This is a genomic window from Sphingomonas sp. (genome assembly GCF_017745215.1).
Taxonomy (GTDB): domain Bacteria; phylum Pseudomonadota; class Alphaproteobacteria; order Sphingomonadales; family Sphingomonadaceae; genus Sphingomonas.
Genome location: NZ_JAGHZV010000003.1, coordinates 47,534 through 72,796, shown reverse-complemented (window position 1 = coordinate 72,796; position 25,263 = coordinate 47,534). Strand labels below are relative to the sequence as shown.

General features: G+C 68.1%; 27 protein-coding genes and 1 tRNA gene. 22 read left to right on the top strand and 6 right to left on the bottom strand.

From position 1 onward, the window contains the following. Nucleotides 1–105: 105 nt before the first annotated feature. A complete protein-coding gene (locus J7495_RS04280) occupies nucleotides 106–2,724 on the bottom strand; it encodes a M1 family metallopeptidase (protein ID WP_294054845.1) in 2,619 nt (872 codons plus the stop codon). A 108-nt stretch (nucleotides 2,725–2,832) separates the two neighbouring features. On the opposite strand from J7495_RS04280, the gene rutB reads away from it, so the two are divergent. The 4 genes from rutB (at nucleotide 2,833) to rutA (ending at nucleotide 5,913) form a co-directional block, all read left to right on the top strand. Further along, nucleotides 2,833–3,549, top strand: a complete 717-nt coding sequence (rutB, locus tag J7495_RS04275; protein ID WP_294054844.1) for a pyrimidine utilization protein B — start codon at nucleotides 2,833–2,835, stop codon at nucleotides 3,547–3,549. A gap of 131 nt (nucleotides 3,550–3,680) precedes the next feature. Next, nucleotides 3,681–4,061 (top strand): pyrimidine utilization protein C, encoded by a 381-nt coding sequence (gene rutC, locus J7495_RS04270; protein ID WP_294054843.1) that lies wholly within the window; start codon nucleotides 3,681–3,683, stop codon nucleotides 4,059–4,061. Beyond that, complete coding sequence (gene rutD, locus J7495_RS04265; RefSeq protein ID WP_294054842.1) at nucleotides 4,062–4,847, top strand: pyrimidine utilization protein D; 786 nt, start codon at nucleotides 4,062–4,064, stop codon at nucleotides 4,845–4,847. A gap of 1 nt (nucleotide 4,848) precedes the next feature. Next, entirely contained in the window at nucleotides 4,849–5,913 is a 1,065-nt protein-coding gene (rutA, locus tag J7495_RS04260; protein WP_294054841.1) for a pyrimidine utilization protein A, read from the top strand. Nucleotides 5,914–6,031: 118 nt separating this feature from the next. Here rutA and J7495_RS04255 read toward each other — a convergent pair whose 3' ends face one another. Then, nucleotides 6,032–7,345 (bottom strand): LLM class flavin-dependent oxidoreductase, encoded by a 1,314-nt coding sequence (locus J7495_RS04255; protein ID WP_294054840.1) that lies wholly within the window; start codon nucleotides 7,343–7,345, stop codon nucleotides 6,032–6,034. 154 nt (nucleotides 7,346–7,499) lie between these two features. Between J7495_RS04255 and J7495_RS04250 the strand changes: the two genes are divergently transcribed. Continuing rightward, nucleotides 7,500–8,492 carry an AraC family transcriptional regulator gene (locus J7495_RS04250; protein ID WP_294054839.1) on the top strand — a complete coding sequence of 331 codons (993 nt, stop codon included), beginning with the start codon at nucleotides 7,500–7,502 and terminating at the stop codon, nucleotides 8,490–8,492. Here the strand turns inward: J7495_RS04250 and J7495_RS04245 are convergent. Both J7495_RS04245 and J7495_RS04240 read right to left on the bottom strand, forming a co-directional pair. After that, nucleotides 8,489–9,160, bottom strand: a complete 672-nt coding sequence (locus J7495_RS04245; protein WP_294054838.1) for a cyclic nucleotide-binding domain-containing protein — start codon at nucleotides 9,158–9,160, stop codon at nucleotides 8,489–8,491. The two genes, J7495_RS04250 and J7495_RS04245, sit on opposite strands and share 4 nt — an antisense overlap. A gap of 54 nt (nucleotides 9,161–9,214) precedes the next feature. Continuing rightward, nucleotides 9,215–10,300, bottom strand: coding sequence for a TrkA family potassium uptake protein (locus J7495_RS04240; protein ID WP_294054837.1), 1,086 nt, complete (start codon nucleotides 10,298–10,300; stop codon nucleotides 9,215–9,217). Nucleotides 10,301–10,432: 132 nt separating this feature from the next. Here J7495_RS04240 and J7495_RS04235 point away from each other — a divergent pair, with 132 nt between their 5' ends. From J7495_RS04235 to J7495_RS04215, 5 genes are all read left to right on the top strand, one after another. Next, nucleotides 10,433–11,398, top strand: coding sequence for a L,D-transpeptidase family protein (locus J7495_RS04235; RefSeq protein WP_294054836.1), 966 nt, complete (start codon nucleotides 10,433–10,435; stop codon nucleotides 11,396–11,398). A gap of 4 nt (nucleotides 11,399–11,402) precedes the next feature. Next, nucleotides 11,403–12,035: a M23 family metallopeptidase gene (locus J7495_RS04230; protein WP_294054835.1), complete on the top strand. Its 633-nt coding sequence runs from the start codon at nucleotides 11,403–11,405 to the stop codon at nucleotides 12,033–12,035. Between the two features lie 47 nt (nucleotides 12,036–12,082). Further along, a tRNA-Gln gene (locus tag J7495_RS04225) sits at nucleotides 12,083–12,155 on the top strand. Between the two features lie 82 nt (nucleotides 12,156–12,237). Beyond that, complete coding sequence (gene efp, locus J7495_RS04220) at nucleotides 12,238–12,801, top strand: elongation factor P (protein ID WP_294054834.1); 564 nt, start codon at nucleotides 12,238–12,240, stop codon at nucleotides 12,799–12,801. 6 nt (nucleotides 12,802–12,807) lie between these two features. Then, nucleotides 12,808–13,626: an inositol monophosphatase family protein gene (locus J7495_RS04215; RefSeq protein WP_294054833.1), complete on the top strand. Its 819-nt coding sequence runs from the start codon at nucleotides 12,808–12,810 to the stop codon at nucleotides 13,624–13,626. Nucleotides 13,627–13,648: 22 nt separating this feature from the next. Here the strand turns inward: J7495_RS04215 and J7495_RS04210 are convergent, their stop codons facing one another. After that, nucleotides 13,649–14,125 carry a YbjN domain-containing protein gene (locus tag J7495_RS04210; RefSeq protein ID WP_294054832.1) on the bottom strand — a complete coding sequence of 159 codons (477 nt, stop codon included), beginning with the start codon at nucleotides 14,123–14,125 and terminating at the stop codon, nucleotides 13,649–13,651. Between the two features lie 64 nt (nucleotides 14,126–14,189). After that, nucleotides 14,190–15,695: a hypothetical protein gene (locus tag J7495_RS04205; RefSeq protein WP_294054831.1), complete on the bottom strand. Its 1,506-nt coding sequence runs from the start codon at nucleotides 15,693–15,695 to the stop codon at nucleotides 14,190–14,192. Between the two features lie 324 nt (nucleotides 15,696–16,019). On the opposite strand from J7495_RS04205, the gene ndhC reads away from it, so the two are divergent. The 12 genes from ndhC (at nucleotide 16,020) to J7495_RS04145 (ending at nucleotide 25,247) form a co-directional block, all read left to right on the top strand. Further along, the gene (ndhC, locus tag J7495_RS04200; protein ID WP_294054830.1) at nucleotides 16,020–16,406 is read left to right on the top strand and encodes an NADH-quinone oxidoreductase subunit A; all 387 of its coding nucleotides are present in this window, start codon (nucleotides 16,020–16,022) and stop codon (nucleotides 16,404–16,406) included. Further along, on the top strand, nucleotides 16,397–16,933 hold the full coding sequence (locus J7495_RS04195; RefSeq protein WP_294054829.1) for an NADH-quinone oxidoreductase subunit B family protein: 537 nt from the start codon (nucleotides 16,397–16,399) through the stop codon (nucleotides 16,931–16,933). Before ndhC ends, J7495_RS04195 begins: the two co-directional genes overlap by 10 nt. Beyond that, nucleotides 16,933–17,682 (top strand): NADH-quinone oxidoreductase subunit C, encoded by a 750-nt coding sequence (locus tag J7495_RS04190; RefSeq protein WP_294054828.1) that lies wholly within the window; start codon nucleotides 16,933–16,935, stop codon nucleotides 17,680–17,682. Before J7495_RS04195 ends, J7495_RS04190 begins: the two co-directional genes overlap by 1 nt. Continuing rightward, nucleotides 17,679–18,914: an NADH-quinone oxidoreductase subunit D gene (locus J7495_RS04185; RefSeq protein ID WP_294054827.1), complete on the top strand. Its 1,236-nt coding sequence runs from the start codon at nucleotides 17,679–17,681 to the stop codon at nucleotides 18,912–18,914. Before J7495_RS04190 ends, J7495_RS04185 begins: the two co-directional genes overlap by 4 nt. Then, the gene (locus J7495_RS04180; RefSeq protein ID WP_294054826.1) at nucleotides 18,911–19,759 is read left to right on the top strand and encodes a hypothetical protein; all 849 of its coding nucleotides are present in this window, start codon (nucleotides 18,911–18,913) and stop codon (nucleotides 19,757–19,759) included. The genes J7495_RS04185 and J7495_RS04180 overlap by 4 nt, the downstream gene beginning before the upstream one ends. Before the next feature lie 2 nt (nucleotides 19,760–19,761). Beyond that, nucleotides 19,762–20,433, top strand: coding sequence for an NAD(P)H-dependent oxidoreductase subunit E (locus J7495_RS04175; protein WP_294054825.1), 672 nt, complete (start codon nucleotides 19,762–19,764; stop codon nucleotides 20,431–20,433). Then, the gene (locus tag J7495_RS04170) at nucleotides 20,430–20,624 is read left to right on the top strand and encodes a hypothetical protein (RefSeq protein WP_294054824.1); all 195 of its coding nucleotides are present in this window, start codon (nucleotides 20,430–20,432) and stop codon (nucleotides 20,622–20,624) included. Before J7495_RS04175 ends, J7495_RS04170 begins: the two co-directional genes overlap by 4 nt. Further along, on the top strand, nucleotides 20,614–20,784 hold the full coding sequence (locus J7495_RS04165; protein WP_294054823.1) for a hypothetical protein: 171 nt from the start codon (nucleotides 20,614–20,616) through the stop codon (nucleotides 20,782–20,784). Before J7495_RS04170 ends, J7495_RS04165 begins: the two co-directional genes overlap by 11 nt. Beyond that, nucleotides 20,784–22,082 (top strand): NADH-quinone oxidoreductase subunit NuoF, encoded by a 1,299-nt coding sequence (gene nuoF / locus J7495_RS04160; RefSeq protein WP_294054822.1) that lies wholly within the window; start codon nucleotides 20,784–20,786, stop codon nucleotides 22,080–22,082. Before J7495_RS04165 ends, nuoF begins: the two co-directional genes overlap by 1 nt. Nucleotides 22,083–22,138: 56 nt before the next feature. After that, entirely contained in the window at nucleotides 22,139–22,981 is an 843-nt protein-coding gene (locus tag J7495_RS04155; protein ID WP_294054821.1) for an FkbM family methyltransferase, read from the top strand. 100 nt (nucleotides 22,982–23,081) lie between these two features. Next, complete coding sequence (gene nuoG, locus J7495_RS04150; RefSeq protein WP_294054820.1) at nucleotides 23,082–25,100, top strand: NADH-quinone oxidoreductase subunit NuoG; 2,019 nt, start codon at nucleotides 23,082–23,084, stop codon at nucleotides 25,098–25,100. A 6-nt stretch (nucleotides 25,101–25,106) separates the two neighbouring features. Beyond that, nucleotides 25,107–25,247 (top strand): hypothetical protein, encoded by a 141-nt coding sequence (locus J7495_RS04145; protein ID WP_294054819.1) that lies wholly within the window; start codon nucleotides 25,107–25,109, stop codon nucleotides 25,245–25,247. The last annotated feature ends 16 nt before the right edge of the window (nucleotides 25,248–25,263 follow it).

Genomic DNA, 25,263 nt, shown 5'->3' with positions numbered 1-25,263 from the left:
GCCGCTCCTGATCCGTCATCCCGGCGAAAGCCGGGACCCAGGGTTACGGAGGATTTCGCTCGTGGCCCTGGGTCCCGGCTTTCGCCGGGATGACGACTGAGAGGTTTAGTTGGTGGTCAGGATCGCCTGGCTCACCGTATCCCGCCACGCGTCGCGGAACTTCGCGCAGCCACGGATCGTCTCGAGCGCGCGGTCGAGCGACAGGGTGGTGATGCTCGCCAGCCGCGGCCGCAGCATCGCGTCGATGCGGTCGGCATAGGCGGGGGTGCAGAGCTTCGAGAAATAAGTCGCCGAGCGCGCCGCGAAGATGCCGCCGTTCGAGCCCGCCAGCGCGTCGAACCGGTCGAGCATGAAGTTCGCAGCCACATCGCGCGTCGCCGGCACGCCCATCAGCGCGCGCGCGGCCGATGCCTTGTCGGCGAGGCGGAGGCGCGCGTCGTCGAAGTCCTTGAGGAACCAGCCCGCCACGTCGACATTGCCCGCGTCGCCGATCGCGCCGAGCGTGGCGCTGCGCAGCTCGCCGCTGCTGTCGTCGAGCGCGCGGGCGAGCAGCTGCTGCGCATAGGGCAGGCCGCGCTCCTCGATCGAGACGGTGAAGGCGAGCCGCATGAACTGCGGGTCGAGCGCCTTGGCGTCGCCGCCGAGCCAGGCGTCGGCCGCGGCGATGAGCCTGGCGCGCGTACCCGTGTCGCGCGCGGTGTTCGCGACCAGCTCGGCGACAGCGGCGCGGAGCTTCTGCCGGTCGGGGTCGTCGGCGGCATGCGCGCCGAGCGCCGGATCGAAGCCGAGCGCTGCGAGCCTGGGGCCATAGATGCTGCCGATCAGCGCGCGGAACCTGGGCATCGCGGCGTCGGACACCAGCTCGCGCGTCGCGAGGTCGGCGAGGCGCTTGCCGTTGTCGACCGCGACGTTCGAATCCCTGTTGCCCGCCAGCGCGCGCGCCGCCGCGAACAGCCGCGAGGGATCGCCGCCGTGCGCGTAGAAGCTTGCCCACAGGCTGTCGTCGAGCGCGAGGCCCTCGCCCGCGGGCAGGCCGGCGCCCGTGGCGATCAGCCGGTCCCAGTCGGCGGGGTCGAGCTCGAAGCGGTAATAGCCCCAGCCGCCCGCATTGGGCACGATCACGCCCGTGCCGGGCGAAGCGATCGCCTGGCTCGCCTTGTCGAGCAGGGCGCAGCGCTTCTCGGCTTCGATCCGGTAGCAGAAGGGCACGGTCCAGAGCTGTGCCGGGGCGGTCTCGCCGAAGGGGGCGTAGCGGCGCTGGGCGATGGTCAGCTGGCCGTCGGCGCGGTGGATCGTCAGCACGGGCACGCCCTGCTGGTCGACGAAGCTGCGCAGCGAGGCAAGCACCTGCGGGTCCTTGGCCGCGGCGGCGAGCGAGGCGAAGAAATCGTCGGTCGAGGCATTGCCGTAGAGGTGGCGGCGCATGTGGAGGCGCACGCCCTCGCGGAACTTCGCGTCGCCCATGTACGCCGCGATCATCGCGATGACCTGGCCGCCCTTGCCATAGGTGATCTGGTCGAACGCCGAGGTGATCGCGCCGTCGTTGGCGATCTTCTCGTGGATCGGCCGGCCGGCGACCAGCGAGTCGATCTGCATCGCCGTGAAGGCGTCCTCGATCGCGTTGGTGCCGATGTTGAGGTCGGGCCGCCATTCGTTGCCGATGCGGAAGCCCATCCAGTTGGCGAAGCTCTCGTTGAGCCAGATGTCGTCCCACCAGGCGGGGGTGACCAGGTCGCCGAACCATTGGTGCGAGAGCTCGTGCGCCACGACCATGCCGAACAGCTGCTTGTTCGCGGTGGTGGCGTTGGGGCCGAGCAGCAGGATGTCGTCGCCGTAGATGTCGATCCCGGCGTTCTCCATCGCGCCGGGCATCACCGGCGAAGCGACCTGGTCGAGCTTGGGATAGGGGAAGGCCTGGTTGAAATAGGCCTCGAGCAGCCGGACGATCTCGCCCGAATGATCGAGCGCATATTGCATCTTCGCGGCATTGGGCCTGGTCGCGATCACGCGCAGCGGCAGCGGGGTCTTGCGCTGGGGCGAGGGCGGCACGACGGTCTGGAGCGTCTCGAACGGGCCGACGACGAAGGCGACGAGGTAGGTCGGCAGCGGCAGCGTCGGCGCGAAGCGGTGGGTGACGAGCTTGCCGGCAGGGGCCTGGCTCACCTCGGGCGCGTTGCTCGCGGCGACAAAGCCGGGCTCGGTGGTGAGGCTGACGGTGAAGGGCGTCTTGTAGCCGGGCTCGTCGAACGACGGAAAGGCGGCGCGCGCATCGATCGATTCGAACTGCGTCCAGCTGTACCAGACATTCTCGACGTTGATCCGGTAGAGCCCGGCGGGGCCGTCGTTGAACGGCGCGTCATAGTCGAACTTGAGGGTCAGCTTGCCGGGCTTCATCGCCCTGCCGAAGTCGAGCCGGGCGAGGCCGAGCGGGTTCACCTGGGTGAAGGTCACCGGGAACTGCGCCTTGCCGACCACCGCGACCGCGCGGGTCACGTGCAGGTCGCGGCCGTGCATGAAGATCGACGATCCGGGCTTGAGCAGCGTCACGTCGATCTCGGCATGGCCGCTGAACCGCGCTTCCTTGGGCACGATGGTGAGGCTCAGCCGATAGGCGGTGGGCCTGGCATCGTTGGGGAGCTTGCCGGTGGGAAGCGCCTGAGCGGAGGCGGCGACGGGCGTGAACAGCGCGAGCAGCGCGAGCAGCGCGAGGATCAGGGTACGCATAGCGCGGGATTAGGCGTGCTGCTGCCCCAAGGCAACATGACGGCGCCCGGCGCCGCCGCAGCGCACAAGAGGCTTGCACGGTCGGCGGCGAGGCTTAGTCTGGTTCCAATGGATATGGTGACGATCGGGTCCGCGGGCGCGGACGGTGTCACGCTCGGCGCACGGCCCGAGGCGGTGCGCGTGGTGCCGCAGGAGACTGCGGTCGTCGTGATCGACATGCAGAACGCCTATGCTTCGCCCGGCGGCTATGTCGACGAGGCTGGGTTCGACATCTCGGGGGCGGCAGGGACGATCGGCAAGATCGCGCAGGTGCTCGACACCGCGCGCAAGGCGGGGATCCAGGTCGTCTATCTCCAGAACGGCTGGGACCCCGACTATGTCGAGGCGGGTGGGCCGGGATCGCCCAACTGGCACAAGTCCAATGCGCTCAAGACGATGCGCAAGCGCCCCGAGCTCGCCGGCAAGCTGCTCGCGCGCGGGACCTGGGACTATGCGCTGGTCGACGCGCTCGCGCCGCAGCCGGGCGACATCTGCCTCCACAAGACGCGCTATTCGGCGTTCTTCAACTCGCAGCTCGACAGCGTGCTGCGGTCGAGGGGCATCCGCACGATCGTGTTCGTCGGGATCGCGACCAACGTCTGCGTCGAGAGCACGCTGAGGGACGGCTTCCACCTCGAATATTTCGGGGTGATGCTCGAGGATGCGACGCACCATCTCGGCCCGCCGATGATGCAGGAAGCGACCGTGTACAACGTCGAGAAATTCTTCGGCTGGGTGAGCACGACGGCGGATTTCTGCGGCTCGTTCGGGCAGTTGCCGGGGTGATCGACAGAAAATACCGCCGTTATAAAATACAGCCTTCATCCCGGCGAAAACCGGGACCCAGGGCCAAGAGCGATGACCTTTGTGGCCCTGGGTCCCGGTTTTCGCCGGGATGACGAATTGAGAGGAACACCATGCCCTTCGAACCGATCAACCCGCCGCAATTCCCCACCCCGATCGCGCCCTATTCGGCCGGGGCCAGGGCGGGGAACACCGTCTATGTCTCGGGCGTGCTGGCGCTGGGGGAGGGCGGGGTGGTGCTGCATCCGGGCGACGCGGCGGCGCAGACGCGGCATGTGCTCGAGGTGATCAAGACCACGCTCCAAGCCGCCGGCGCGACGATGGCGGACGTGGCGATGAACCACATCTTCCTGAAGGACTTCGCCGATTATGCCGCGTTCAACCAAGTCTATGCGGAATATTTTCCCGGCGCCAAGCCGGCGCGCTACTGCATCAAGGCCGACCTTGTGAAGCCCGACTGCCTCGTCGAGGTCGCGAGCGTGGCGCACCTCTAGATGGCGAGCGCGGGGGGCATCTACTGGGAAGACCATGGCGGCGCGGGGCCGCCGCTGCTGCTCTCGGCCGGGCTTGGCGGGTCGGGCCATTACTGGGCGCCCAACATCGACGCGCTCAAGGCCTGCCGCCGGGTGCTGAGCTACGACCATCGCGGCACCGGCCGCTCCGAGCGGACGGTGGAGGGCGACCTCACCGTCGAGGCGATGGGCGAGGACATCCGCCTGGTGCTCGACGCCGCGGGGGTCGAGACAGCGACGATCGTCGGCCATGCCGCGGGCGGGCTCGCGGGGCTCGCGCTGGCGCTGGCCGCGCCCGAGCGCGTCGCGGCGCTGGTGATCGTCAACGGCTGGGCGAAGCTCGACCCGCATACCGCGCGCTGCTTCGACACGCGGCTGGCGCTGCTCCGCGAGAGCCCGCGCGCCTTCTACCATGCCCAGCCGCTGTTCCTCTATCCGCCGCAGTGGAATTCGGAGCATCACCAGCAGCTGGTCGAGGAGGAGGAGGCGCATCTCGCCGCCTTCCCCGGCGCCGAGATGATGCAGCGAAGGATCGCCGCGGTGCGCCGCTTCAACGTCGAGAAGCGGCTGAAGGACGTCGCCGTGCCGGTGCTCTGCATCTCGTGCGACGACGACATGCTCGTGCCCGCCGCCTGCTCGACGGTCCTCGCCAAGGCGATCCCCGAGGCGGGACGCGTGCGGATGCGCTATGGCGGGCATGCGTGCAATGTCACGCGGCCCAAGGAGTTCAATGACTGGCTGCTCGCGTGGCTGGACCGGGAGGGATGATATGCAGGTCGGCGTCTTCGTGCCCATCAACAACAACGGCTGGCTGATCAGCGAGAATGCGCCGCAGTACATGCCGAGCTTCGACCTCAACAAGGAGATCGCGCTGAGGGCCGAGAAATACGGGCTCGATTTCCTCCTCTCGATGATCAAGCTGCGCGGCTTCGGCGGCAAGACCGAATTCTGGGAGTATGGCCTCGAGAGCTTCACGCTGATGGCGGGCCTCGCGGCAGTGACCGAGCGGATCAAGATCTACGCGACCTGCCCGACGCTGGCGATCCCGCCCGCCTTCGCCGCCAGGATGTGCAACACGATCGACAGCATCAGCCATGGCCGCTTCGGGCTCAACCTGATCACCGGCTGGCAGCGGCCCGAATACAGCCAGATGGGCCTCTGGCCCGGCGACGAGCATTTCCGCAACCGCTACCAGATGCTCGACGAATACGCGCACATCCTGCGCGAGCTCTGGGAGACCGGGCGGAGCGACTACAAGGGCCGATATTACCAGATGGACGACTGCCTCGTCCGCCCGACGCCGACGGGCGAGATGAAGATCATCTGCGCAGGGTCCTCGGACGAGGGCCTCGCCTTCTCGGCGAAATGGGCGGACTATGCCTTCTGCCTCGGCAAGGGCGTGAACACCCCGAAGGCCTTCGCCTTCAACAACGAGCGGCTCGCCGGCGCGCTCGAGAAGACCGGGCGCGACGTCCAGGTGTTCGTGCTGATCATGCTGATCATGGCCGAGACCGACGAAGAGGCCGAGGCCAAGTGGAAGTCGTACAACGACGGCGTCGACATCGACGCGATCCGCTGGCTGATCGACCAGGGGGCCGCCGACAAGCACAACGCCACCACCAACGTCCGCCAGCTCGCCGCGCCCGAAGGGGCGGTGAACATCAACATGGGGACGCTGGTGGGGAGCCATGCGAAGATCGCCGCGATGCTCGACGAGATGGCCGAAGTGCCCAACACCGGCGGCGTGCTGCTGACCTTCGACGACTTCGTCCAGGGGGTGGAGGACTTCGGGACGAAGGTGCAGCCGCTGATGAAGAGCCGGGCGGTGCGTTAGGAAGCGGCACCTCGACCGTCATCCCGGCGAAAGCCGGGACCCAGGGCCGCGAGCGATGCCCTCCGTAACCCTGGGTCCCGGCTTTCGCCGGGATGACGGTTAAGTTGCGCGGGCTGCGTTAGTCCTCGCCCCATTCCGGAATCCGCAGCCCCAGATTGCCCCGCAGCGTCTCCGCCTCATAAGCCGTCCGGAACAGCCCACGTCGCTGCAACTCCGGCGTCACCCGCGCGACGAAATCGTCGAGGCCCTCGGGCAGGGTCGCGGGCATGATGTTGAAACCGTCGCACGCGCCGCCCGCGAACCAGTCCTCCATGTGATCCGCCACGTCGGACGCAGTGCCGATCACCACCTTGTGGCTGCGCTGGCCGACCACATGCTGGTAGGTCTGGCGGATCGACAGGCCTTCGCGCCGGGCGAGGTCGAAGATCACCATGCGGTGGCCGACGCGGTCGTCGACCTGTTGGTAGGGCATCGGCCCGTCGATCGGATATCTCGAAAGATCCATCCCTACCGCGGCGGAGAGCATCGTCAGCCCCAGCCGCTCGTCGATCAGCCCCTGGAGCCGGGCATATTTGTCCTCGGCCTCGCCGCGGGTGGCGCCGGTGACGGGGACCATGCCGGGAAGTATCTTGACCTGGCCGGGATCGCGGCCGTGCCCGGCGACGCGCTCGAGCAGGCCCTCCCGGTAGCTGCGCGAGAGGTCGCGGTCCTGCTGGACGGCGAAGACGAGATCGGCGAACTCGGCGGCGGTGTCCATGCCCGCGTCGGACTGGCCGGCCTGGACGATGATCGGCCGTCCCTGCGGCGAGCGCGGGATGGTGAGCCGGCCATGGATCTTGAACCATTCGCCGTCATGCTCGAGCTTGTGGATCTTCGCCGGGTCGACATAGCGGCCGCCGGCCTGGTCGGCGACGAGCGCGTCGGGCTCCCAGCTGTCCCAGAGTTGCTTGACCACCTCGGCGAACTCGCGGGCACGGCCGTAGCGTTCTGCCGAGGTCGTACGGTCGTTGCGGCCGAAGTTCGCGCCCGCCGAGGTGGTAACCAGGTTCCAGCCCGAGCGGCCGCCGGATAGCTGGTCGAGGCTCGCGAAGAAGCGCGCGACGTGGAAGGGCTCGTAGATGCCCGTGCTCGCGGTCGCGACCAGTCCGATGTGGCGGGTGACGGCGGCGAGCGCGCCCATCAGCGTCATCGGTTCGTGGCGCGAGACGCGGGTGGTGGCGCCGATCACGGTCGGATCGTCGGGGCCGAACATCGTGAAGGTGTCGGCGGTGAAGAGCAGGTCGAACAGGCCGCGCTCGGCGGTCCGCGCCATCTCGACGAAATGGCGGAGGCTCTGGCGCGCGCGCGGATCGACCCGGGGGTCGCGCCAGGCGGCGGTGTGGTGGCCGAGGCCCTCGAAGAACAGTCCCAGCTTCATCTGCCTGGCGGCCATGATCGCATCTCCTTATGCTTGCCGAGCGAGGGCGCGCCGTGAGGGCGGTGGGTCAAGCGGACCCAGTCACCACCGTCCGCCTTTGGCGCATTCCGCACATCGATTGGCGCCTTTCGCCTGTGCGCGCGGCCAGCGAGGCAATAGGATCGCGCCGATGACCGACGCCGCCGACAAATGCCTGACCCCCCGCGCCTTCTGGCGTGCGCTCGAGGATCGCGGGGTGGCGCCGGCGGCGGTGCTGCGCCGCGCCGGGCTGCCGGCGAGCCTGCACCTCAACCCCGAGGGCTATGTCACGACGGCGCAGCTGTTCGCGATCTGGAAGGCCGTCGAGGCGCTGACCGGCGACCGCGGCTTCGGCATCGCGCTGGTCGAGCGCCGCGGCACCGGCGCGCGCCGGCCGGCGCTGCTCGCCGCGCATTATGCCGCGAGCTTTCGCGACGCGCTGGCGCTGCTGGCGGACTCGAAACGCTACGGCGGCTGTTTCGAGCTGCACGTCGAGGAGGGCGGCGGCGAATTCGCGATCGAGAAACGCTGGCTGTTCGCCGCCGAACCCGAGCCGCCGCTCTCGGCCGACGTCAGCTTCGCCTCGCTGCTCGACCTCGCGCGCAAGGGCACCGGTCGGCATCTGGTGCCGCTTCGCATGGAGTTCGCCGCGCCCGGTCCCGCGACCGACGCGCACCGCGCCTATTTCGGCTGCCCGATCCGCCATGACGCGCCGCGCAACCGCCTCGTGCTGCGCGCGGCCGACGTCGACTTGCCCTTCGCGGGGCACAATCCCGAGATGCTCGCCCTGCTCGCGCCCGCGCTCCGCCAGATGCCCGGCGAGCTTCGAAGCCTCGGCGAGCGGATCAAGGCGACGGTGCAGGAGGCGCTCGCCGAGGGCCGCCCCGAGCTCGGCGAGGTCGCGCGCCGGTTGGCGATGAGCGAGCGCACGCTCCAGCGTCGCATCGCCGAGGAAGGCACGGGCTTTCGCGCGCTGGTGCAGGATGCGCGCCGCGACCTCGCCCGCCGCCTGCTCACCGACCCCGCGATCGAGATCGACCGCGTCGCGGCGCTGCTCGGCTACGGCAACACCAGCGCCTTCTGCCGGGCGTTCCGGGCGTGGGAAGGGGTTACGCCGGGGGAATGCCGCGCGGGGATGATCTAAGCCACCCCGCCCGCCGCGGCGATCGTGCGGTTGCTCGCGTGGAGCTTGCTCCGCACCGCCCGCGCGAAGCCGCGCTCGAGCGGCACGCTCATCTGCGGGTCCGCCTCGAGCAGCGCGTGGAGCGTCTCGGCGGGCATGCACCAGAAGCGTGCCGGGCCGGCGAGCACCACCGTCGCGGTCGCAGGGTCGCCGGTGAGGATCGAGGCCTCGCCGATCAGGTCGCCCGCGCGGCAGGTGGCGACCTGGCGGCCGTCGCTCTGGACCAGCGCCTCGCCGTTCGCGAGCCAGACGAGGCGCGGAACCTTCTCGCCCTCGCGGGTCAGCTCGTCGCCCACCGTGCCGTTCAGCCACACGCCCGCGTCGAGGAAGTGGCGCGCGGCGTGGCGCGGGATGCCGGCGAGGAAGGTCATGAGCATCGCTTCCTCATCTTCGGTGAAGCGCGCGCGGCGATTGGAGAGCCAGTCGCGCCCCAGCACCACGAGGCAGGCGCCGAGCAGCAGCGCCATCCAGCCGATCGTCGCGATGCTGCCGGTCCAGAGGATCGCATGGAGCAGCGCGGTCGTCGCAGAGATGGCGAGGAACAGGCGGGTGTGCCCGCGTGTGCTCACCGCGGCGAGCACCAGGCAGAGATAGCTGAACTGCAGCACGATCGACGCGGTCGAGAACATCTTCCCCCCTTTGAAGCCTTTATGCGGCAAAGCGGGGCGGACGGGAAGCCGCGGCTAGAAGATGTTCCGCCCCGCGCGGATCTCGCGCTTCTTGGTGAAGAGCGTGCGCGCCGCGCGCGCGGCATCGCGGAAGACGAGCGTGACCTTGTCTCCCGCCTCGATCCGCTCGTCGAGCGCGGGGCGGGGAATCTGCGTCCCGTCCACGCGCGCGATCGCGACGACGAAGAAGGCGCCCTCCGCATTGCGCTGCGCCTGCTCGACGGTCATCCCGCACACCGCCGCCTCGGGCGCGGCGATCACCTGCTCCACGCTCAGCCCCAGCGTGTCGAGCTCGCGGCGCAGCGTCACGATCCGGTCGTCGTCGAGCAGGTCCTCGCTCGCGGGATAGAGGATCAGCCGCGCGATCTTCTCGGCGCCGATGTGGGTGGGGAAGATCACGTGGTTGGCGCCGGCGTGGATCAGCTTTCGCTCGGTGGTCGGCGCCTCGCCGCGCGCGATGATCTCGAGCTTCGGATTGAAGCTGCGCGCCGAGAGCGAGATGAACACGTTGGCGGCATCGTCGGGCAGCACCGTGGCGAGCGCGCGGGCGCGGTCGATCCCGGCTTGGACGAGCACGTCCTCCTCGGTCGCGTCGCCGGCGTAGGTGATGTGCCCCGCCGCCTCGGCCTCGGCGAGCCGCGCGGCGCCGCGCTCGACCACGATCAGCGGCACGCCGGCGCGCTTGAGCTCGGTCGCGAGCATCACGCCGATCCGGCCGTAGCCGCAGATCACGACATGGTCGGTCAGCTTGGCGATCTTGCCGTTCATGCGGTTGCCCCCCAGGAGTTCGCGGATCTGCATCACGGTGAGGAACTGCACCAGCGCGCCCGTGAGCAGGATCATGCCGGTGCAGCCGAGCACCATCGTCGCCATGGTGACGAAATGAAGCCACGGCGTGTCGATCGGCCGGACCTCGCCATAGCCGACGGTGTAGATGGTGAGGACCACCATGTAGCTGGCTTCCTCGAAGCTCCAGCCGGCGGCCATGTACGCGAGGATCGCGAGCACCGCGACCGCAGCGACGAAGGCGAGGATCGACACGAGGTTGCGCAGCGGCGAGCCCAGCACGCTTTGCGTATCGTTGAAGAAATGCCCCCGCATCGCCGGCAAGCGTGCCGCCTGGGCAGGCACGACGCAACTCGAAACGGGCCGGCCACGTTCTCCTGGGAGAAATAAGGGCCGAAGGAGCTGGGTCGCGTGAAGACAAGGGTAGGAATCGCAGCAATTTGGGCGATGGCAGTGGCGGGAACGGCGTCCGCCTCGGCCGCGGCGCCGGTGCCGCCGGTCGACATGGACGTGCTCCATGTCCAGGTGATCCTCGATCATCTCGGCTTTTCGCCGGGCGTGCTCGACGGGCGGCCGGGCCAGTCGCTCACCGCGGCGCTCGAGGCGTTCCAGGAGAGCCGGGGTATTCCCGAGACGGGGAAGATCGACCGGCAGACGATCTGGGCGCTTCACCCCTATGCGCATTGGCGCCCGGTGGTTCGGATCGCGCTGACCGAGGAGATGCTGGCGGGGCCGTTCGTCTCGCCATTCCCCAGGGACCCCGAGGCGCAGGCGAAGCTGCCCGCGATGGCCTATCGCAACGCGATCGAGAAGCTCGCCGAGCGTTTCCACACCAAGCCGCAGGTGCTCGTCGCGCTCAACAGCTATGAGACGCGGGTGAAGGTCGGCGCGGTGCTGCGCTTCCCCAATGCGGTGCCCGATTCGACCGACTATCCCGCGAGCCTCGACCCCGAATGGCGCAGGACGCTGGCGGGGCTCAACGTCGAGGCGAAGGTGCCCGAGGCGGCCGAGGTCGTCGTCGACAAGTCGGAGAAGACGCTGAGCGTCTATGACGCCGATGGCCGCCGCGTCGCGATGTTCAGCGCGACGATGGGGAGCGAGCATGATCCGCTGCCGATCGGCACGTGGAAGATCCAGGGTGCCTCGTACAACCCGAAGTTCCACTACAACCCCCAGCTGTTCTGGGACGTGAGCGACGCCAAGCGGAAGCTGCTGCTCCCCGCGGGGCCGAACGGGCCGGTGGGGGTGGTGTGGCTCGACCTCAGCAAGCCGCACTACGGCATCCACGGCACCCCCGCGCCCGAGACGATCGGCCGTGCCGAGAGCCATGGCTGCATCCGGCTGACCAATTGGGATGTGGCGCGGCTGTCGCTGATGGTAAAGCCGGGGACGCCGGCGATCTTCCAGGAATAGGGCCATGGCGCGGGTCGCGACGATCGGAGGCGGGGTGATGATCGCGGCGCTGCTTCTGCTTGCGAGCATGGTCCGCATCACGATCAACCCCAGGCCGCCGAGCGCGCCTGCGCCGACGCCGGTCGTCGCCCAGCTCGCGATCGCCCAGCCGCGCGGCGCGCCCGCCGCCGATCCGCAGGACGTCGGCGACCATCCGCTGCTCGGCGTGCCGGTAGCGGGCGTGGCGCGCGCGAGCATCCACGACAATTGGGGCGACCCGCGCGACAACGGCCTGCGCGAGCACCACGGCACCGACATCATGGCCCCCCAGGGCACCCCCGTGGTCGCCGCGGCGCCGGGAACGGTCGAGAAGCTCTTCTATTCGAACGGCGGCGGCGGGATCACCGTCTATGTCCGTTCGCCCGATCGGCTGTGGAGCTATTATTACGCGCACCTCCAGGGCTATGCGCCGGGGCTGCGCGAGGGGCAGGGGGTGGCGGCCGGCGATTCGATCGGCTTCGTCGGCGACACCGGCAATGCCGGCGCGGGCAATTTCCACCTCCACTTCGGTCTCTCGCGGATGAAGCCCGAGGATCGCTGGTGGCAGGGCGAGGCGGTGAACCCGTATCCGCTGCTTGCGGCGGGCGTTGATCGCTGAAGGTGCGGCGTGACACGATTGACGCCTTTCGATAGGCCGCCCGCGATTGCCCGTCGTCTAACGGTAGGACAGCGGATTTTGATTCCGCCAATCGTGGTTCGATTCCACGCGGGGCATCCACGGCCGACTCCGCCCATCTTGCCCCTTCGCCCGCGCGCGGCTAAAGGGCGCCCCTCGCTCTTTCGCAGCTCACAGGCAGACCATGAAGATCAGCGGCGTGGACATCCGTCCCGGCAACATCATCGAATATGAAGGCGGCATCTGGCGTGCGGTCAAGATCCAGCACACCCAGCCCGGCAAGGGCGGCGCCTATATGCAGGTCGAGCTCAAGAACCTGCGCGACGGCCGCAAGAACAATGTCCGCTTCCGCTCGGCCGAGACGGTGGAGCGCGTGCGGCTCGACACCAAGGACTTCCAGTTCCTCTATCCCGAGGGCGACATGCTCGTCTTCATGGACAAGGAAACCTACGACCAGACGACGCTGCCGCGCGACCTGCTCGGCGACGCGGCGGCGTTCCTCCAGGACGGCATGGACGTGGTGATGGAGCTCTACGACGAAGAGCCGATCAGCGTGCAGCTGCCCGACACGATCGAAGCGACGATCGTCGAGGCCGATGCGGTGGTGAAGGGCCAGACGGCGTCGTCGTCGTACAAGCCCGCGCTGCTCGACAACGGCGTGCGCATCATGGTGCCGCCGCACATCGGCAGCGGCACGCGCGTGGTGGTCGACGTCTATGAGCAGACCTACGTCCGGCGCGCGGACTGATCGCAGATGGTTGCTGCCTATTCCGGCCTGCTCACCGTCATGGACCGCGCCGCGCGCAAGGCGGCGCCGCGCCTGCGGCGCGACTTCAACGAGGTCCAGCACCTCCAGGTGAGTCGCAAGGGCCCCGCCGACTTCGTGAGCCAGGCCGACCAGCGCGCCGAGGCGACGCTGATCGAGGAGCTCAGGAAGGCGCGGCCCGACTGGGGCTTCCTGGTCGAGGAGACGGGCCGGATCGACGGTGACCCGGACAAGCCGCGCTGGATCGTCGATCCGCTCGACGGCACGACCAACTTCCTCCACGGCATCCCGCATTTCGCGATCTCGATCGCGGTGGAGGATCCCAAGGGCGCGCAGGGCAAGCCCGAGATCACGCACGGCCTGATCTACCAGCCGCTCACCGACGAGAGCTTCTGGGCCGAGAAGGGCCGCGGCGCCTGGCTGCAGGACCAAAGGCTGCGCGTCTCGGCGCGGCGCAACCTCGACGAAGCGCTGATCGCGACGGGGATCCCGTTCCTCGGCCACGGCGACTTCGCGCAGTGGAGCCGGATCTTCGGCGTGGTCGCGCCTGAAGTCGCCGGCATCCGCCGCTTCGGCTCGGCGGCACTCGACCTCGCCTGGGTCGCGGCGGGCCGCTACGACGGCTTCTGGGAATCGAGCCTCCAGCCCTGGGACGTCGCGGCGGGAATGCTGCTGGTCAGGGAAGCGGGCGGCTTCGTCACCGACTTCCGCGGCAGCGACCGCGCGATGGAGCGCAGCGAGTTCCTCGCCGCCAACGACGCGCTGCATTCGAAGCTGCACAAGCTGGTGGCGAGCGCGCTTCGCTGAAGCGCGCTCGCCCCGGCCCGGATCACTCCGCGTAGACGAAGTCCGGGAACTGCTTCATCAGGATCAGCCAGAACTTGTAATTGTCCTCGAACAGCGGGCGCGGCATGCCGCCCTGCATGTCGACGTCCATCTCGACCACCGGATCGCCGACGCCGTCGATATAGGCGCGGCCGAAGCGCTTGGTGCGATTCCAGTCGTTGAGCTTGGCGGCATCGACCTTGGAATCGGTGTAGCCCGCGTAGAATTGGACCGACTGGCACTTGGCGTGGTTGGTGCAATTGTAGAAATAGACCGAGAACTTCTGGTTCTCGCCGAGCGAAGCCTCGATCAGCGGATCGCCGTCCTTGTCGGTCTTCACATCCGCCGTCGCGCCCTGGCCGCGCAGGAAGCCGGCGACCGCCGACGGATCGGCGGTGATCGCCTGTGCCTGCACGGGCGCCGCGGCGATCATGCCCGCCGAGAAGATCAGGGCCGCGAATACGCTACGATAACCGATCATGCCTTTCCCCCTCTATATTGGCCGGCGACGCTAGCGCATCCGAGGCGGCCTGCCTAGGCGCGGGTCAATGCGGCGGCTGTACCGGAGCGAGAGCGGCGGGGCCCGCGGCGATGAGCTCGGGATGCGGCGTCACCGGAGTCCATCGCACCGTGCGCGTGAGCACGCCGGGCGCGCGCTCATAGCGGATCGGCGCCATCTCGAACCTGGCGAGCGCGACGCCCTGGTTGAGCAGGCCATCGTGCGGGTAGGCGGCGCGGGTGCCGGGCGCGAAGGCGGCCGTGCCCTTGACGCCCAGCCGTTCGATCAGCGCGTGCACGCGTTCGGGGCTGTCGGTCGCCGTCCTCGCGCCGAGCCATTCCGAGCCGAGGACGACCCACACGATGCGGCGGCGGTGGTCGCGATAGGCCGCGGCGGCGACCGACGCTCCTTCCTCGGCGGGCGGGCCGTCGATCATCCAGATGCCGCCCAAGGCGGCGATGACGTCGCCGACGTCGCCGGCGCGATTGTCGCCCTTGGGCGGCAGCGTCGCGGCGAAGCGCATTGCGGGGACGAGCGCCGCCGCCGCGAGCGCCACGCCGACCAGCGCCGGCGCTGCTTCGCGGCGTAGGAAGGGCAGCAGGCCGACCCCGGCAAGGATGACGAGCCAGGGGAGCATCGGCGCGGCGGGGCGCAGGCCGTCCGCCGGGAAGACCAGCGTCGCGATCGTCACGGCGACCGCGAGCCCGGCGATCCGCGCCTCGCCCGAGCCGGGGACGCGGAACGAGCGCCAGCCGCCCCAAAGCGCGAGCGCGATGCCGATCGGCCCGAGATTGCTCCAAAGCGATTCGAATGCCGATAGCGGATCGATGCCGAGCGTCCGGCTCGAGGCGACCAACGCGTACCAGCCTGCGACGGGCAGGATGGCGAGCGCCATGGCAAGCCAAAAGGTCGGAAGGCGCAGCAGGCTCCAGCGTCGGGTCAGGAGGATGTCGATCGCCGGGACGAGCAGGATCAACGCGCCGTTGCCCTGGACGAGGCCCGAGAAGGCGGCAGCGGCGGCGAACCCCAGGAGGCGCCCCGGGCGTGGGTCTTCCGACGCCCTTGCCCAGGCGATGGCGGCCACGCCGACCGCGAGCGCCACCGGCTGGTCGAGCAGGATGTAGCGCGTCGCTTCCGCCGGGATCGGCAACAGTGCGTAGGTGCAGGCGAGACCGAGTCCGAACCACCTCCGGTCGAGCCGAGCGAACGCCCAGAAGATCACGCCGCCGGGCAATCCAGCGAAAAAGGCCGAGATCGCCGCCGCCATCGTGGGCGAGGGGCGGAAGAGCGCGAAGATCGGCGCCTCGACCAGATACCAGCCGGGCGGCCAGCGGCCGATCGAAAGCGTCGGGAAATGCTCGCGGAAATCGCGCGCGCACGCCGGAAGCCACGGCGCCCCGCCGCGGAGCCAGTCGCCGAGGAAGAGTGCGTTGATGTAATGCGCGCCTTCGTCCGGATTGCTCAGGCTCGAGGAATAGCCATAAGTGAAGACGAGCAGGTTGAGCGATACCCCGCCGACGATCAGCGCGGCGAAGACAGGCATCGGGATCATGCGCACCAGCTTCATGCGCCTCAATCTATAGGCGATGCGCCGGCAAAGGGGAGGGGCTGCGCGCGCAAGGCCGGGATCGTGGCGGCGGCGCCGCTCGCGGCGACCGCGCCGGCGTCCCGCGTTCGGCGGCCGAGTTCGCGGCGATGGGCGGCGAGTTGAACCGGCCAAAACGACAGTATCGTCGCCTGAGCAGGGTCCGGCCGGCACCCCGACAGGGTTGTCGGAAACCGTTCTTATTGCGATTCATTCTCACCCTTGGAACCGTTGCGTCCCCTCGCGCAGCGGCCTAAAGCCGCCTCAGATTCCGCAACCGCGAGAGAGACCTTGATCGATCTGTCGCAATATCTGCCGATCCTGCTGTTCCTCGGCGTCGCGCTGGTGCTGTCGAGCGCCTTCGTGTTCCTGCCGATGATCGCGGCCCGGTTCACGGGGGCGCACAAGCCCTACCCCGAGAAGCTCACCGAATATGAGTGCGGCTTCCCCGCCTTCGAGGATTCGCGCAGCCAGTTCGACGTGCGCTTCTACCTCGTCGCGATCCTGTTCATCGTCTTCGATCTGGAAGCCGCATTCATCTATCCCTGGGCCGTCTCGGTCTTCAAGCTGGGCTTCCACGCCGGCTGGGCCGCCTGGGTCTCGATGATGGTGTTCATCGCCGAGCTCGCCCTCGGCCTCGTCTATGCCTGGAAGAAGGGGGCACTCGATTGGGAGTAGAACTCACTGCGCCGCCTCCCGGCACGCTTCCGAACCGCGCGTTCTTCGATGACCTGAACGCCGAGCTCGGCGACAAGGGATTCCTCGTCACCTCGACCGAGGACCTGTTTCAATGGGCCCGCACCGGCAGCCTGTGGTGGATGACCTTCGGCCTCGCCTGCTGCGCGGTCGAGATGATCCACGTCAACATGCCGCGCTACGACATGGAGCGCTTCGGCGCCGCGCCGCGCGCTTCGCCGCGCCAGTCGGACGTGATGATCGTCGCCGGGACCTTGTGCAACAAGATGGCCCCGGCGCTCCGCAAGGTCTACGACCAGATGTCGGAGCCCAAGTACGTCATCTCGATGGGCAGCTGCGCCAACGGCGGCGGCTATTACCATTACAGCTACTCGGTGGTGCGCGGCTGCGACCGGATCGTGCCGGTGGACATCTACGTCCCCGGTTGCCCGCCGACCGCCGAGGCGCTGCTCTACGGCGTGATGCAGCTGCAGCGGAAGATCCGCCGCTCGGGGACGATCGAACGGTGATGAAGTCGCCTGCACCCCGTTTCGCCGCGAACGACGGCGTGATCGAGGCAGCCGCGGCCGCGCTCGGCGGCGCGCTGATCGAGGGCGCCGACACGGCGTTCGAAGTGACGCTGGAGGTCGCGCGCGAGCATGTCGTCGACGCGATGATCGCGCTCAGGGACACGCCGGGGCTCGAGTACCAGCAGCTCATGGAGATCGCCGGGGTCGACTATCCCGAGCGCGAGGAGCGGTTCGACGTCGTCTATTGCCTGCTCAGCCTGACGCGGAACCACCGCATCAAGGTGCGCGTGACCACCGACGAAGCGAAGCCGGTGCCGAGCGTGACGGGCGTGTGGCCGGTCGCGGGCTGGCTCGAGCGCGAAGTCTACGACATGTACGGCGTGCTGTTCGAGGGCAATGCGGACCTGCGCCGCATCCTCACCGACTATGGCTTCGTCGGCCATCCGCAGCGCAAGGACTTCCCGCTGACCGGCTTCGTCGAGCTGCGCTACTCCGAGGAGGCGAAGCGCGTGGTCTACCAGCCGGTGAGCCTGGCGCAGGACTTCCGCAACTTCGACTTCATGAGCCCCTGGGAAGGCGCGAAATACGTCCTCCCGGGCGACGAGAAGGCGACGGTGCCCGAGCCCAAGGCCGAGACGCCCAAGACGAGCCCCAGCCCGGCGGCGACCGGTGCGGGCAAGCCCGGTCCCGAGGCCGGCCCCAAGCCCGCCGATCCCGATGTGGCGCCCGGCAAGGGGCAGAACCAATGACCGACTATCTCGACGAGATCGAAGGCCGCACCGACGCCGGCAAGCCGGAGCCGGGCGACACCGAGATCGCCAACTACACGATCAACTTCGGCCCGCAGCACCCTGCGGCGCACGGCGTGCTCCGCCTGGTGACCGAGCTCGATGGCGAGATCATCGAGCGGATCGATCCGCACATCGGCCTGCTCCACCGCGGCACCGAGAAGCTGATCGAGTACAAGACCTACGCGCAGGCGCTGCCGTATTTCGACCGGCTCGACTATTGCTCGCCGCTCTGCATGGAGCACAGCTTCGTGCTGGCGGTGGAGAAGCTGCTCGACATCGAGGTGCCGATCCGCGCGCAGTATCTGCGGGTGTTCTTCGCCGAGCTGACGCGCATCTGCAATCACATGCTGAACCTCGGCAGCCATGTGATGGACGTCGGTGCGATGACGCCCAACCTGTGGCTGTTCGAGATCCGCGAGGACTGCCTCAACTTCTTCGAGCGCATGTCCGGCGCGCGGATGCACCACAATTACCTGCGTCCCGGCGGCGTCCACCAGGACGTGCCGCTCAAGCTGCTCACCGACATCGGCGACTGGCTCGACGATCGGCTGCCGCGCCTCTTCGAGGATGCGATCAGCCTCGTTGCCGAGAACCGCATCTTCAAGCAGCGCAACGTCGACATCGCGGTGGTGAGCCGTGACGATGCGGTGCGCTGGGGCTTTTCGGGCCCGATGATCCGCGGCGCGGGCATCGCCTGGGACCTGCGCAAGTCGCAGCCCTATGAAGTCTATGACCGGATGCAGTTCGACGTGCCGGTGGGCACGCGCGGCGACTGCTACGACCGGTTCATGGTGCGCGTCGAGGAGGTCCGCCAGTCGGCGCGGATCATGAAGCAGTGCCTCAGCGAAATGCCCGGCGGGCCGATTGCTAGCGACGACCGCAAGGTGGTGCCGCCCAAGCGCGCCGAGATGAAGCATTCGATGGAAGCGCTGATCCATCACTTCAAGCTCTACACCGAAGGCTATCGCGTCCCCGCAGGCGAAGTCTATGTCGCGACCGAGAGCCCGAAGGGCGAGTTCGGCGTCTATCTGGTGAGCGACGGCAGCAACAAGCCGTACCGCTGCAAGATTCGCCCGACCGCGTTCAGCCACTTGCAGGCAATGGACTTCATGTCGAAGGGCCACATGCTCGCGGACATCACCGCGATCCTCGGCGCGATCGACGTCGTGTTCGGGGAGTGCGACCGGTGAGGGCGTTCGCCCTGATCGGGGCCGTCTTTGCACTCGCGTCCTCGGCCGCCAGCGCTCAGCAACGTGATGGCTTCGTGACGTCCCGTACCTATATCAAGCAGTTGCAAGGCCGAAGCAGCGATGCGTCGGTGACGGGTCCGGACCGAGCGACGTTAATGAACGGTGCCGATGCGACGAAGCCCGGTGACAGCTTGGCGATAGCGGACCTCCGCGCCTTTCTGCCCGGCTGTCGATCGGGCGCCGCTGGCTATGGCGCGGTCGAGGGTCATCCCGGTCGCCGCGGCTCGTGGATGAATTTCGAGTGCCTTGATCCGGCTGCGCCGGCGAAGTCTATGAAACTCGTGGTGGTTGTGTCTGCCGACGAACACTGGATTGAAGCCGTCGATGTCCATCGTGAAGCGGCGATGGACTGGTTGCCGCCGTCACCGACTCCGCCCGGCTGGAAGCCCGACGCGGGCGCTGACAAGCTGCCGACCTATCGCGAAACCGGGCGCAGTTTCCTCGATGCGGTCGCCCATAATGATCCCGGGCTGCAGGCGCGACCGGTGCCGATAAAGCTTGCGGATCTCAGAGTGCGCAAGATCTCGGATCTCTCGGTTGCTCGTGCCGGAGAGATATTGCGGTCGTGCACCATCGTTTACGGCGAGCTTTCGTCCTTCTCGGTCGAGGAAGGCGTGCCGCCGCACGAAGCGGTTCGCTTCGCGATGAAATGTGATACCCGCAGTTCGGCCCCGAGCGATCTTTCCGTTTGGACTTCCTTTGCCGACGGACGGGTCGACGGGGTCGGAATTCGGACAGAGAACGACTATCCGATTCCGCCCTCCGCGATCGGAACAGAGAAATAGAGATGGCTGACGCACCCCAGATCCCCGACGAGGCCGAAGTCCGCGCCCGCTGGGGCAGTTTCGCCTGGACGCCCGAGAATGCCGACAAGGCGCGCGAAGTCGTCGGGCGCTATCCGGCGGGCCGGCAGATGTCGGCGTCGCTGCCGCTGCTCGATCTCGCCCAGCGCCAGGTCGGCGCCGAGACCAACACCCAGGGCTGGCTGCCCGTGCCCGTGATCGAATATGTCGCGCGCTATCTCCAGATGCCGTACATCCGGCTCTACGAAGTCGCGACCTTCTACACGATGTTCAACATGGCGCCGGTCGGGCGCTACCATGTCCAGGTCTGCGGCACGACGCCGTGCTGGCTGCGCGGCTCGGACGACGTGTTCGCGGCGTGCAAGGCCAGGGGCATGAAGAAGGGCCACACCACCGCGGACGGTCTGTTCACGCTCACCGAGGTCGAGTGCATGGGCAATTGCGCCAATGCGCCGATGGTCCAGATCAACGACGACAATTACGAGGACCTGGACTTCGAGAGCACCACGCGCATCCTCGACGCGCTGGCGAAGGGCGAGACTCCCAAGGCCGGCAGCCAGAACCCGCTGCGCCACACCAGCGAGCCCGAGGGCGAGCCGACCAACCTGGCGGCGATGGAGACCGAGAACCACGATTACCGGGGGGAATGGGCATGAACGTCCAGCGGTTCGCCTTCTATTTCCTCATCGCGCTGACCGGCGCGGCCGCGGTCTTCGCGGCGGTTCGCGCGGCCGAGGGCGGCAGCGCCGTGCTGCTCGGCGCGTCGGCGCTGCTGCTGTTCACCGCGACGGTCACGTCCGGGCGCTGGCTTCGTGCGAAGGAAGAGGGAGGTTCCCATGCAGAATAACAAGGGCTTCATCTTCACGATCCTCGCGGTCATCGGTGCGATCGTCGTCGCGGGCTGGGTGCTGAAGCTCACGCTCCACCTGATCGGCCCGCTGGTCGTGCTGGGCGGCATCGTGCTGCTCTACCTCCTGCTTTCGAAGAACAAGGGAAGCGGCGTCTGATGCTTGCCGACAAGGACCGGATCTTCACCAACATCTACGGCTTCCAGCCCTGGGGGCTGAAGGCCGCGATGGCGCGCGGCGACTGGGATAATACCAAGGCGCTGCTCGAGATCGGCAACGACGCGATCATCGACCAGGTCAAGGCCTCGGGCCTGCGCGGCCGCGGCGGCGCGGGCTTTCCGACCGGCATGAAGTGGAGCTTCATGCCCAAGGAACCGCGCGCCGACCGGCCGAACTTCCTGGTGATCAACGCCGACGAGTCCGAGCCCGGTTCGTGCAAGGACCGCGACATCATGCGCCACGATCCGCACAAGCTGATCGAAGGCGCGCTGGTCGCGGGCTTCGCGATGCGCGCGCGGGCGGCGTACATCTACATCCGCGGCGAATATATCCGCGAGGCCGAGGTACTCTTCGCGGCGGTTCGCGAGGCCTATGACGCCGGGCTGATCGGCAAGAACGCGTGCAAGTCGGGCTATGACTTCGACGTGTTCGTCCACCGCGGCGCGGGCGCGTACATCTGCGGCGAAGAGACCGCGATGCTCGAGAGCCTCGAGGGCAAGAAGGGCCAGCCGCGGCTCAAGCCGCCATTCCCGGCGGGCGCGGGGCTCTACGGCTGCCCGACGACGGTGAACAACGTCGAATCGATTGCAGTGGTGCCGACGATCCTGCGCCGCACCCCGGCGTGGTTCGCGAGCTTCGGCAATGAGAACAACAAGGGCACCAAGCTCTTCCAGATCTCGGGGCATGTGAACAAGCCCTGCGTGGTCGAGGAAGCGATGAGCATCTCGTTCCGCGAGCTGATCGAGACGCATTGCGGCGGCATCCGCGGCGGCTGGGACAATCTCCTCGCGGTGATCCCGGGCGGCTCGTCGGTGCCGCTGGTGCCGGCGGCGCAGATCATCGACTGCCCGATGGACTTCGACGGCCTGCGCGCGCTGGGCTCGGGCCTGGGCACCGCGGCGGTGATCGTGATGGACAAGTCGACCGACATCGTCGCCGCGATCAGCCGGATCAGCTATTTCTACAAGCACGAGAGCTGCGGCCAGTGCACCCCGTGCCGCGAAGGCACCGGCTGGATGTGGCGCGTGATGGAGCGGCTGCGCACCGGCGACGCCGAAGTGGAGGAGATCGACACGCTCCAGCAGGTCACCAAGCAGATCGAGGGCCATACCATCTGCGCCTTGGGTGACGCGGCGGCGTGGCCGATCCAGGGCCTCATCCGTCACTTCCGCCCCGAGCTCGAGCGCCGCATCGCGGAGCGCAACGGCGGCGGCGCGATGATGGAGGCGGCGGAGTGACGGCGACCAACGCCCGCGCGCGCCGCTGCTCGCCGGTCGGGGAGGCCTGACCGGCGATGCTCAGCGCCATCATCGATCGCTATTTCATCAAGCAGCCGCGGCTTCGCGAAGCCGTGACCAAGCTGCTGTATGGGAATCGCGATCGGGACGTGGACCTGTTCCAGCATGCGGTGCGCATCAACGAGCTGCGCGAGAACGGCTATCTGCGCGCGTCGCGGCGCGTGCGCACGCTGAGCCTGTTCCGCGACGAGGCGCTCACGATGCAGCATCTGATGCTGTTCGTCCGGCCCGGGATGACCTTCGTCGACGTCGGAGCGAACATCGGGATCTTCTCGATCCTCATGTCGGACGTCCGGCGGATCTATCCGGATTTCGGCATCGTCGCGTTCGAAGCCAATCCCGACACCTATTCGCGCCTCACCGAGAATGCCCGCCGCTTCGGGTTCACGGCGCGAAACGTCGCGGCGGGCGCGCAGGATCATCGTGCGACCTTCATCGCGGGCGCGGTTTCGCACGTCGCCACGATCGCCGAGAAGCGGAACAGCTATTCGGTTCCGGGCCGGCAGTTCGAGATGGACGTCCGCCGGCTCGACGGGCTCGACCTTGCCGGCCGGCTCTTTCTCAAGATCGACGTCGAAGGACAGGAGATGGCGGTGCTGCAAGGCGCCGAGCGGCTGTTCGCGGACGATCGCGTCGATGCGGTGTTCATCGATGCCTGCCCCGATCTGGCGGAGCTGCGGGTGGTTCTGGAGGCATATGGCCTGCTCGTGGTCGATGGCGCGAGCCTGGAGGCGGACGGGAAACCCGACACGCTGCTGGCGCTTCGGCCCGCGGCTTATCCCGGGCTCGCCGCGCTCGAGGGCCGCGTCGGCGGCGCGATGCGGGAGGCGGCCGAGTGATGATATCCAGCGTCCGTCCCGCAGCCTCGGATGTGCTCCTGAACGAAGACAAGCGCGGCTGGCGCGGTGACGCCGCCGACCGTGAAGTGAAAGTCTGACCATGCCTAAACTGAAGGTAGACGGAATCGAAGTCGAGGTGCCCGCCGGCGCCACCGTGCTCCAGGCGTGCGAGGCCGCGGGGAAGGAGATTCCGCGCTTCTGCTATCACGAGCGGCTGTCGATCGCCGGCAATTGCCGCATGTGCCTCGTCGAAGTGAAGCCCGGGCCGCCCAAGCCCCAGGCGAGCTGCGCGCTGCCCGCCGCCGACAACCAGGAAGTCCGCACCGACTCGCCGATGGTGAAGGCGGCGCGCGAGGGCGTGCTCGAGTTCCTGCTGATCAACCATCCGCTCGATTGCCCGATCTGCGACCAGGGCGGCGAATGCGACCTGCAGGACGAGACCATGGCGTACGGCAAGGGCCGCTCGCGCTATGACGAGAACAAGCGGGCGGTGACCGAGAAATACATGGGCCCGATCGTCAAGACGATCATGACCCGCTGCATCCACTGCACCCGCTGCGTGCGCTTCGCCGAGGAAGTCGCCGGGGTCGAGGAGATCGGCGCGATCTACCGCGGCGAGAACATGCAGATCACGAGCTACCTCGAAAAGGCGGTGTCGTCCGAGCTCTCGGGCAATGTCGTCGATCTCTGCCCGGTCGGCGCGCTGACCAGCAAGCCCTACGCCTTCGAGGCGCGGCCGTGGGAGCTCAAGAAGACGCTCGCGATCGACGTGAGCGATGCGGTGGGCACCAACATCCGGCTCGACAGCCGCGGCCGCCAGGTGCTGCGCGCGCTTCCCAGGATCAACGAGGACGTCAACGAGGAATGGGCGCACGACAAGACGCGCCACCACGTCGACGGCCTGGTCCGCCGCCGCCTCGACAAGCCCTATGTCCGCAACCGGAAGGGCAAGCTCGAGCCCGTCACCTGGAACGACGCCTTCGCGGCGATCAAGGCGGTGAAGGCCGGGTCGAGCGTCGCGGCGATCGCGGGCGACCAGCTCGATTGCGAGACGATGTTCGCGGCCAAGGCGCTGCTCAGGAACCTCGGCTCCGACCTGCTCGCCAGCCGCCAGACCGGCATGGACTATGACGTGTCGAACCTCGGCGCGGTCGCGTTCAACCCGACGATCGCGGGCGTCGAAGAGGCCGATGCGATCCTGCTGATCGGCTCGAACCTGCGCTGGGAAGCGCCGCTGGTGAACACCCGCGTGCGCAAGGCGATCAAGAAGGGCGCCAAGGTCTTCGCGATCGGCCCCGAGACCGACCTGACCTACAAGGTCGAGTGGCTGGGCAACGACCTGTCGCTGCTCGGCAAGCTGCCCGAGGCGGTGACCCAGGCGTTCGACAATGCCGCCAGGCCGCTGATCGTGCTGGGCCCGGGCGCGCTCGGCAAGGCGCATGGCGCGGCGCTGGCGCTGGCGAAGTCGGCCAAGGTGGTGCGCACCCTCGAAGACGGCAGCGCGTGGAACGGCTTCGGCGTGGTCCATCTCGCGGCGGCGCGGATGGGCTCGCTGATGCTCGGCTTCTTCCAGAAGGGCGGCATCGCCGACATCCATGCCGCGGCGCCGAAGCTGACCTTCTTCCTCGGCGCCGACGAAGTCGATTTCTCGAAGTTCGAGACCAGCTTCAAGGTCTATATCGGCCACCACGGCGACGCCGGCGCGCACCATGCCGACGTGATCCTGCCCGCCGCGGCCTATTCCGAGAAGCCCGGCACCTACGTCAACATGGAAGGCCGCGTGCAGCGCAGCGAGCGCGCGGTGTTCGCGCCGGGCGATGCGCGCGAGGACTGGACGATCCTGCGCGCTCTCTCCGACGTGCTCGGCGCGACGCTGCCGTTCGACAGCTTCGAGCAGCTCCGCGCGCAGATGGCGCTGGACGTGCCCGCGCTGGGACAGGAGGGGCTGGTCCGCTACGACTGGGCGCCGCCCAAGCTCCCGGCCAAGGCGAGCGGCGAAGTGGCCTATCCGGTCAAGGACTTCTACCTCACCAACGCGATCTGCCGCGCCAGCCCGACGATGCAGCGCTGCTCGGCCGAGCTGGTGCACGGCCAGGATTTCGCGGAGGCGGCTGAGTGATGCGCGATGGAAACGCTGTCGATCTTCATCGTCGATGTCCTCAAGACGGCGCTCGAGGGGCCTCGCTGGATTCGCTGGCCATTGACGGCGGCGATGCTGCTGGTCGTGGGCGGACTGCTTGCGGCGGTGGTCTGGGTGAATTTGTGATGGCGGGATTTGACGC

Excerpts from the sequence above, each read along its gene's own strand:
- J7495_RS04280 (WP_294054845.1), bottom strand. The coding sequence starts at position 2,724 with ATGCGTACCCTGATCCTCGCGCTGCTCGCGCTGCTCGCGCTGTTCACG.
- rutB (WP_294054844.1), top strand. The coding sequence starts at position 2,833 with ATGGATATGGTGACGATCGGGTCCGCGGGCGCGGACGGTGTCACGCTC.
- rutC (WP_294054843.1), top strand. The coding sequence starts at position 3,681 with ATGCCCTTCGAACCGATCAACCCGCCGCAATTCCCCACCCCGATCGCG.
- rutD (WP_294054842.1), top strand. The coding sequence starts at position 4,062 with ATGGCGAGCGCGGGGGGCATCTACTGGGAAGACCATGGCGGCGCGGGG.
- rutA (WP_294054841.1), top strand. The coding sequence starts at position 4,849 with ATGCAGGTCGGCGTCTTCGTGCCCATCAACAACAACGGCTGGCTGATC.
- J7495_RS04255 (WP_294054840.1), bottom strand. The coding sequence starts at position 7,345 with ATGGCCGCCAGGCAGATGAAGCTGGGACTGTTCTTCGAGGGCCTCGGC.
- J7495_RS04250 (WP_294054839.1), top strand. The coding sequence starts at position 7,500 with ATGACCGACGCCGCCGACAAATGCCTGACCCCCCGCGCCTTCTGGCGT.
- J7495_RS04245 (WP_294054838.1), bottom strand. The coding sequence starts at position 9,160 with ATGTTCTCGACCGCGTCGATCGTGCTGCAGTTCAGCTATCTCTGCCTG.
- J7495_RS04240 (WP_294054837.1), bottom strand. The coding sequence starts at position 10,300 with ATGCGGGGGCATTTCTTCAACGATACGCAAAGCGTGCTGGGCTCGCCG.
- J7495_RS04235 (WP_294054836.1), top strand. The coding sequence starts at position 10,433 with ATGGCAGTGGCGGGAACGGCGTCCGCCTCGGCCGCGGCGCCGGTGCCG.
- J7495_RS04230 (WP_294054835.1), top strand. The coding sequence starts at position 11,403 with ATGGCGCGGGTCGCGACGATCGGAGGCGGGGTGATGATCGCGGCGCTG.
- efp (WP_294054834.1), top strand. The coding sequence starts at position 12,238 with ATGAAGATCAGCGGCGTGGACATCCGTCCCGGCAACATCATCGAATAT.
- J7495_RS04215 (WP_294054833.1), top strand. The coding sequence starts at position 12,808 with ATGGTTGCTGCCTATTCCGGCCTGCTCACCGTCATGGACCGCGCCGCG.
- J7495_RS04210 (WP_294054832.1), bottom strand. The coding sequence starts at position 14,125 with ATGATCGGTTATCGTAGCGTATTCGCGGCCCTGATCTTCTCGGCGGGC.
- J7495_RS04205 (WP_294054831.1), bottom strand. The coding sequence starts at position 15,695 with ATGATCCCGATGCCTGTCTTCGCCGCGCTGATCGTCGGCGGGGTATCG.
- J7495_RS04190 (WP_294054828.1), top strand. The coding sequence starts at position 16,933 with ATGAAGTCGCCTGCACCCCGTTTCGCCGCGAACGACGGCGTGATCGAG.
- J7495_RS04185 (WP_294054827.1), top strand. The coding sequence starts at position 17,679 with ATGACCGACTATCTCGACGAGATCGAAGGCCGCACCGACGCCGGCAAG.
- J7495_RS04175 (WP_294054825.1), top strand. The coding sequence starts at position 19,762 with ATGGCTGACGCACCCCAGATCCCCGACGAGGCCGAAGTCCGCGCCCGC.
- J7495_RS04170 (WP_294054824.1), top strand. The coding sequence starts at position 20,430 with ATGAACGTCCAGCGGTTCGCCTTCTATTTCCTCATCGCGCTGACCGGC.
- J7495_RS04165 (WP_294054823.1), top strand. The coding sequence starts at position 20,614 with ATGCAGAATAACAAGGGCTTCATCTTCACGATCCTCGCGGTCATCGGT.
- nuoF (WP_294054822.1), top strand. The coding sequence starts at position 20,784 with ATGCTTGCCGACAAGGACCGGATCTTCACCAACATCTACGGCTTCCAG.
- J7495_RS04155 (WP_294054821.1), top strand. The coding sequence starts at position 22,139 with ATGCTCAGCGCCATCATCGATCGCTATTTCATCAAGCAGCCGCGGCTT.
- nuoG (WP_294054820.1), top strand. The coding sequence starts at position 23,082 with ATGCCTAAACTGAAGGTAGACGGAATCGAAGTCGAGGTGCCCGCCGGC.
- J7495_RS04145 (WP_294054819.1), top strand. The coding sequence starts at position 25,107 with ATGGAAACGCTGTCGATCTTCATCGTCGATGTCCTCAAGACGGCGCTC.